The 6,356-nt window shown below is 68.1% G+C and carries 6 protein-coding genes; 3 read left to right on the top strand and 3 right to left on the bottom strand.

Annotated features, from left to right (window positions below; translation table 11 throughout):
• Both AC5Y4H_RS23155 and AC5Y4H_RS23150 read right to left on the bottom strand, forming a co-directional pair.
• Window positions 1-1,578: ATP-binding cassette domain-containing protein (locus AC5Y4H_RS23155; RefSeq protein ID WP_499985580.1), on the bottom strand; the 1,578-nt coding region annotated here is incomplete at its 3' end.
• A 30-nt stretch (window positions 1,579-1,608) separates the two neighbouring features.
• Entirely contained in the window at window positions 1,609-2,814 is a 1,206-nt protein-coding gene (locus AC5Y4H_RS23150) for an NADH:flavin oxidoreductase (protein WP_499985577.1), read from the bottom strand.
• Window positions 2,815-3,008: 194 nt separating this feature from the next.
• Between AC5Y4H_RS23150 and AC5Y4H_RS23145 the strand changes: the two genes are divergently transcribed.
• Window positions 3,009-3,854, top strand: coding sequence for a bifunctional methylenetetrahydrofolate dehydrogenase/methenyltetrahydrofolate cyclohydrolase (locus AC5Y4H_RS23145; protein WP_499985574.1), 846 nt, complete (start codon window positions 3,009-3,011; stop codon window positions 3,852-3,854).
• Window positions 3,851-4,132, top strand: a complete 282-nt coding sequence (locus AC5Y4H_RS23140) for a DUF3017 domain-containing protein (RefSeq protein WP_499985572.1) — start codon at window positions 3,851-3,853, stop codon at window positions 4,130-4,132. The genes AC5Y4H_RS23145 and AC5Y4H_RS23140 overlap by 4 nt, the downstream gene beginning before the upstream one ends.
• On the opposite strand, the gene AC5Y4H_RS23135 is transcribed toward AC5Y4H_RS23140, so the two are convergent.
• Window positions 4,129-4,677 carry a DUF732 domain-containing protein gene (locus tag AC5Y4H_RS23135; protein ID WP_499985570.1) on the bottom strand — a complete coding sequence of 183 codons (549 nt, stop codon included), beginning with the start codon at window positions 4,675-4,677 and terminating at the stop codon, window positions 4,129-4,131. The genes AC5Y4H_RS23140 and AC5Y4H_RS23135 overlap by 4 nt on opposite strands.
• Window positions 4,678-4,999: 322 nt before the next feature.
• On the opposite strand from AC5Y4H_RS23135, the gene AC5Y4H_RS23130 reads away from it, so the two are divergent.
• Window positions 5,000-6,355: an HNH endonuclease signature motif containing protein gene (locus tag AC5Y4H_RS23130; RefSeq protein WP_499985568.1), complete on the top strand. Its 1,356-nt coding sequence runs from the start codon at window positions 5,000-5,002 to the stop codon at window positions 6,353-6,355.
• Window position 6,356 lies beyond the last annotated feature (1 nt).

Below are 6,356 nucleotides of genomic sequence, written 5' to 3'. Positions count from 1 at the left end.
CAAGACCGTGCGGCCCGCGTCGGCCAGCTGGCGCAGCATCAGCATCACCTGACGGTCCAGCGCGGGGTCCAGGCCCGACGTCGGCTCGTCCAGGAGCAGCAGCGACGGCTGGGTGAGCAGCTCGAGGGCGACCGAGGCGCGCTTGCGCTGACCGCCGGAGAGCTTGTCGACCCGGGTGTCGGCGTGCTGGGTCATGTCGAGTTCCTCGAGCACCTGCGCGACGACGCGGGCCCGTTCCTCTTTGCTGGTGTCGGGCGGCAGGCGCAGTTCGGCCGCGTAGTTGAGGGCCTGGTTCACGGTGAGCTGGCGGTGCACCACGTCGTCCTGCGGGACCATGCCGATCCTGCTGCGCATGGACGCGTACTCGGTGTGAATGTTGTGGCCCTCGAAGGTCACATTGCCCGAGGTGGGGCTGGTGTAGCCGACGATCAGCCGCGACAGGGTGGTCTTCCCGGCGCCCGACCCACCGATGATGGCGGTCAGTGTTCCGGGCCGGGCGGTCAGCGAGATGTGGTCCAGCAGCTGCTTGCCATGGTCGACGGTGTAGCAGACGGAGTTGACCTCGAGCCCGCCGCTGCGTGTTGCGGCCTCGGTGCGCCGGACCAGGCTGTCGCCGGTGAACACCAGGTCGACGTTGCCGATGGTGACCACATCGCCCTCGGTGAGCACGGCCGAACCAACCCGGACGCCGTTGACGAAGGTCCCGTTCACGCTGTGCGCGTCGCGGATCTCGGTGCCCAGCGGAGTCTGGATCAAGAAGGCGTGGTGGCGCGAGGCCAGAACATCCTGGATGACGATGTCGTTGTCCGTGGCCCGGCCGATGGTCTGCGACCCGGCGGGCTGCTGGATCGCGCCGGACCGCGAAGGCAGCAGCGCCTGGAACATCTTGGTCGCGAGGTTCGCCACCTCGGGCGGCTTTGCGGAGGCCGGCGGGGCCATCTGGGTGTGGGGGCTGCCCGAACCCACGGCCGGCATCTGCGCGATGGGCGGGGCATTGTGCGGTGGGGGCGGCGCGGCGGGCGGGAACGCGGGCGGGCGTCCACCGCCACCCCCGTACATGGTGTGGCCCGGCGGGCCTTGCCGCTGCACGGGAGCGGGTTGCGGGCGCCGCGGCGGCGCCGCCCAACTGGGCGTGCGCCCGGGTGGGGGCGGAGGTGGTGGTGCGGCCGTGGGCGGGGCCGGCTGCGCCGACCACGCCGCGGCCTGCGGCGGCGCCGCCACCGGGATGTTCATCGATTCGGTTCGGGGCGGACGCCCGGCCATGCCCTGATGGCGGCCGACGTCGAAGGTCAGCAGCGGTCCGTCCGGGTTCCCGATGTTCAAGTTCTGCCCGTCGTGGATCTCGACCACCGGCACGCGCCGGCCGTTGACGAAAGTTCCGTTGAGCGAACCGTTGTCGATGGCCAGCCACTTGCCCTGATCGAATCGCAGCAGCAGGTGGGCGCGCGAAATCAGCGGGTGCGTGATACGCATGTCCGCTCGCAGGTCGCGCCCGACTACTACGTCGTGGCCCGCTGCGAAGGTGCGTTCCGATCCTTCGTGATGAACGGTTAGCGCTGGCGGGGCTGGTGCTGACATCGCCACAACTGTAGCTTGCAGCCCTGTGGTTTAGCCGTGAGTGTCAGGTGCGCCGGTCACCACGCAGTGCGTTCGGGTGTAGATCGTGGGCATGCACCGGTTGCAGTGCGTGCACGCCGAATGCACGTGGTGCTGGGCGCCATCAGCGGCGATTCGGTTGATCAGATCCGGCTCGGCCAGCAGCGCCCGGGCCATCGCGACGAAATCGAATCCCTCCGCCATCGCCAGGTCCATCGTCTCCCGATTGGTGATTCCGCCGAGCAGGATCAACGGCATCTTCAACTCGCTGCGGAACAGCTTGGCGTCGCGCAACAGATATGCCTCGCGGTACGGGTATTCGCGCAGGAACTTCTTGCCCGTCATGCGCATGCCCCAGCGCAGCGGCGGCTTGAACGCGCCGGCGAACTCCTTGAGGGGCGCGTCGCCGCGGAACAGGTACATCGGGTTGACCAGCGAGCTGCCGGCGGTGAGTTCGATCGCGTCCAGCCCGCCGTCTTCCTCCAGCCACTTGGCGGTAGTCAGCGATTCCTCCGTGCTGATGCCGCCGCGAACGCCGTCGGTCATGTTCAGCTTGGCGGTCACCGCAATGGGCGTGCCTTCCTTTTCCACGGCACGCCGAACGGCCATCACCATGCCGCGGGCGACCTTGGCCCGGTTCTGCAGCGAACCCCCGAACTCGTCGTCGCGGCGGTTGATCAGCGGGGACAGAAACGAACTCGCGAGGTAGTTGTGGCCCAGGTGGATTTCGACCGCATCGAAGCCGGCCTCGATCGCCAGGCGGGCCGCGTTGGCGTGCCCTGCGATCACCTCGTCGATGTCCTCGCGCGTCGCCTTCTTGGCGAACCGCATCCCGATCGGGTTGAAAAACCGGACCGGCGCCAGGGCCTTGGCCTTATTGGACTTCGCGTTTGCCACCGGGCCGGCGTGCCCGATCTGCGCACTGACCGCGGCACCCTCGGCGTGGATCGCGTCGGTGAGCCGGCGGAACCCGGGCACGGCCTCCGGTCGCATCCAGATCCCGTTGCCTTCGGTGCGGCCGCCGGGGGAGACGGCGCAGTAGGCGACGGTCGTCATGCCGACCCCGCCGGCGGCCGGCAATCGGTGGTATTCGATGAGATCGTCGGTCACCAACGCCTCGGGTGTGCGCGCCTCGAAGGTGGCGGACTTGATGGTGCGGTTGCGCAGCGTGATCGGACCGAGCTTCGCGGGGCTGAACACGTCCGGAGGGGTAGACATACCGGGAGCCTAATGGCGATCGCAAGCGCGGCGAAGCCGGGCGCGGCGGGTCGCCATTATTGGGAGCCGCGGCGATCGCAAGCGCGGCGAAGTCGGGCGCGGCGGGTCGCCATTATTGGGAGCCGCGGCGATCGCAAGCGCGGCGAGGCCGGGCGCGGCGGGTCGCCATTAGCGATGTCTGCCAGACTGTCACGGTGGGAGCAATCACGCTGGACGGCAAGGCCACCCGCGACGAGATTTTCGTCGACCTCAAGCAGCGCGTGACGGCATTGACCGCATCGGGCCGCACCCCCGGCCTCGGCACCATCCTGGTGGGCGATGATCCCGGCTCGCAGGCATACGTCCGGGGCAAGCACGCCGACTGTGCGAAGGTGGGCATCACCTCGATCCGCCGTGACCTGCCCGCCGACATCAGCGCAGCCACCCTCAACGAGACCATCGACGAACTCAACGCCAATCCCGACTGCACCGGGTACATCGTGCAGTTGCCGCTGCCCAAGCACCTCGACGAGAACGCGGCGCTGGAGCGGGTCGACCCGGACAAGGACGCCGACGGGCTGCACCCGACCAACCTGGGTCGGCTGGTGCTCAACAAACCTGCCCCGCTGCCATGCACCCCGCGCGGCATAGTGCACCTGTTGCGCCGCTACGACATTGAGATCGCCGGGGCGCACGCGGTCGTCATCGGCCGCGGAGTCACGGTCGGCCGCCCACTGGGGCTGCTGCTGACTCGCCGCTCGGAGAACGCCACGGTGACGTTGTGCCACACCAAGACTCGTGACCTGCCGGCGCTGACCAGGCAGGCCGACATCATCGTCGCGGCCGTGGGGGTGCCGCACATGGTGACCGCCGACATGGTGCGTCCCGGCGCCGCGGTGCTCGACGTCGGCGTCAGCCGCGTGGACGGCAAGCTCACCGGCGATGTGCATCCCGACGTGTGGGACGTGGCCGGCCACGTGTCGCCGAACCCGGGCGGCGTGGGACCGCTGACCCGCGCGTTCCTGCTGACCAACGTCGTCGAGCTGGCCGAGCGGCAATGATCGCGCGCACCGTGCTGCGGGCCCAGTGGCCGATTATGTTGGTGGGCTTGATCTTTGCGGTGGCGCTGGCCCTGGTTGGGGCCAACTTTTGGCGTCGCGGCTCGCTGTTGATCGGCATCGGTGTGGGTGTGGCGGCGCTACTGCGGTTGGTGTTGTCCGACGATCGGGCCGGCCTTCTGGTGGTGCGCGGCAAGGGAATCGACTTCGTCACCACCGCGATGGTCGGGGCGGCGATGTTCTATATCGCGTGGACCATCGACCCGCTGGGCACCCGCTAGAACCTCGGCAGCGCCGGGGGCTGCCCGGGCATCGCGGGCAATTGGTTTGCCATGCCCGGGAACTGGCCCGGCACTCCCGGAATCTGCCCGGGCATGCCCGGCAGCTGCCCCGCCATTCCGGGGATTTGCCCGGCCATTCCCGGCATTCCCGGCGGCATGGCGCCGGACAGGTTGCCGCTGGCGATGTTTGCCATCTCCTCGGGGCAGTACGTCTGGATCGCGATCTGGGTGAACATGCGGGCCATCATCGGCGACATGCCCCGACCGGCGACGCTGGACGCGGCCGCGGCGAAATTGCCTCCGGGCTGCGACAGCATCGGGCAGATCGATTCGCCGACGGACATCGCGTTTCCGGGCTCGCCGAAGTCGATACCGGCATGGTTGAGCGCGTCGATGAAGTCGTCCCCGTTGCCCTCCGCCTCAGCCGGCGCCGCGAACGCCGAGGCCACTGTCAGCAGGCCGGCGGCCACGGCCAGCAGGCGGATGGTAAAGGGCTGACAGCGAAAGACCCAGACCCATTGATGAGTTCGTGCAAGTGCCTTCACGCCAGCCCCCGTCCGCCATGGAGTGCGTCAGCGGCACTCGAATCACGTAAGGAACTCTGACCCATGACTGTCACGTTTGCGACACGGTGGGATAAAGGTTCGCACAATAAGCGTTTCGTGAGGCCACCGCGCCCGCGACATCGGTTATTACGCGGCCCGATTACGCAAGGCCGCGCGGCAGATCGACACCACACTGTGATCTGGACGCGGGCGCCTCGACGTGTCACCCGGGTTTGGCGTGCGACGAAACCTTTTGCGCGAGTGTGTATCTATGGCGGTCGATGCACCGGCCCTTGTCGGTGGGTGCGGCTAGTTTGGCGGTGTGGGCCCAAGCAGTCAGCAGGATGTCGACGGGGTATTCGACGCGCTCGATGCCGACTTGGATCGTGCCTGCGCGCTGTCGTTCGACGCGTTGAATCCCCGCCAGCAACTGGCGGTTTTGGAGCGCTGTGAGAAGCTACGCCGGCGCATCCCGGCCATCGAGCATCCACTAATCAATTCCCTTGCTCACCAATCTCCTTCGCTGGAGCTCGGTGGCACAGCGTCCCATGCGATCGCCGAGGCAACGCTGATCAGCCGCGCCGAGGCGTCCCGGCGGATCAAGGAGGCGCGGGACCTGGGCACACGGCACGGCCTGACCGGCGAACCGCTGGCGCCTGTTCTTGCCGCCACCGCGGCCGGCCAACGCGACGGTACGCTCGGGACTGGTCAGGTTGCGGTGATTCGCAGCTTTTTCCGCCGGCTGCCCGGCTGGATCGACATGGCAACCCGCGAACAGGTCGAAGCCCAATTGGCCAAGGAGGGCAGCCGGTTTCGTCCCGAACAACTGGCCAAGCTGGCCCGCACGCTCGCCGACTGCCTCAACCCCGATGGCACCTTCACCGATGAGGACCGGGCGCGCCAGCGCGGCTTGGCGCTCGGTGACCAGCAAGCCGACGGCATGTCGCAGTTGCGCGGCTGGCTGACCCCCGAGGCACGCGCCACCCTTGAAGCCGTACTGGCGAAACTCGCAGCTCCCGGCATGTGCAACCCACTCGACGAAAACCCTTGCGTGGATGGCGCGCCCAGCCAGGAAGCCATCGAGGACGACCCGCGGTCGGCCGGCCAACGCAACCATGATGGGCTCAACGCGGCACTGCGGGCGCTGCTGGCCTCCGGAGAGCTGGGTCAGCACAACGGCTTACCGGCCTCCATCGTCGTCACCACCACCCTCGGCGAACTGGAGTCGGCGGCAGGCCGCGGGCTGACCGGAGGCGGCACCATCCTGCCGATGAGCGACGTGATCCGCCTGGCCCGCCACGCCCATCACTACCTAACGGTCTTCGACAAAGGGAAGGCCCTGGCGCTGTACCACACGAAGCGGCTTGCGTCACCGGGCCAACGAATTGTGTTGTATGGCAAGGATCGTGGCTGCTCCGCTCCCGGATGCACCACACCCGGCTACTACTGCGAGGTCCACCACGTCACCGACTACGCCACCTGTCACACCACCGACGTCAACGACCTCACCTTCGCCTGCGGCCCCCATCATCGCCTGCTGCGGCCGGGCGGCTGGACCACCCGCAAAAACACCCGCTTCGACACCGAATGGAAACCGCCGCCGCACCTCGAGCGCGGAGCGCCCCGCACCAACGCGTTCCATCACCCGGAGAAGCTGTTTGGTGACCTGCAGGAGTAGT

Source organism: Mycobacterium sp. NGS58, assembly GCF_059812385.1.
This window is presented reverse-complemented; position numbering and strand designations above follow the sequence as displayed.